General features: G+C 75.1%; 1 protein-coding gene. It reads left to right on the plus strand.

Translation table 11 applies throughout. The annotated features are described in order from the left end of the window. A partial coding sequence (locus B8460_RS16855) for an HEXXH motif domain-containing protein (protein WP_048862780.1) occupies positions 1-642 on the plus strand: 642 nt, incomplete at its 5' end. Positions 643-760 lie beyond the last annotated feature (118 nt).

Below are 760 nucleotides of genomic sequence, written 5' to 3' on the forward strand. Positions count from 1 at the left end.
CGCTACCGCTGGGCCTTCGCCGAGGATGGCGACACGCCCGTCGATCTCGCCCCACCCGACCCGGCGGCGTTCGACCGCGCCTGCGACGCGTTGACCGCGGCCCGCGCCGTGCTCGCCGCCGCGTGCCCCGCGCTGCGCGACGAGATCGACGCCCTGGTGGGCGAGGTCGTGTTCGCCGCCGGGCGCATCAGCGCGACGATGACCTTCGACGGCATCAGCAGCTTCGCCGCCTTCGGCGCGCTGGTGCTCAACGCCGCCGAGCACCGCACCGTGCCGGGCGCGCTCGCCGGCTACGTGCACGAGGCGGCGCATCTCCTCCTGTTCGCGCATACCGAGGGGCGCGCGCTGGTGGAGAACGGGCCGGAGGCGATCCATGCCTCGCCGCTGCGTCCCGATCCGCGGCCGATGGACGGCATTTTCCACGCGACCTTCGTCAGCGCCCGCATGGCGTTTGCGCTGGAACACGCCCTCGCGTGCGACGCGCTCGCCGCGTCGGACCGCGACGAGACCGCCCGCCTGCTCGCCGGCGCGCGCCGGGCCTTCGCCGACGGCCTCGCCATCCTGCGCGCGGCCGGCCGCCCGACCACCGTTGGCCACGCGCTGATCGACGCGGCGGACGCGGCGATGCGGCCGGCGGCCTGAGCATGCGCATCGCCGCCGTCATGATGGTACGCAACGAGGCGGCGGTGATCGCCGACAGCGTCGGCCACCTGCTGCGCCATCTGCGCGTCGACGCCGTCCACGTCGCCGACAACGGCTC

It is taken from the genome of Acidisphaera rubrifaciens HS-AP3, from assembly GCF_000964365.1.
In the GTDB taxonomy this organism is placed as follows: Bacteria; Pseudomonadota; Alphaproteobacteria; order Acetobacterales; family Acetobacteraceae; genus Acidisphaera; species Acidisphaera rubrifaciens.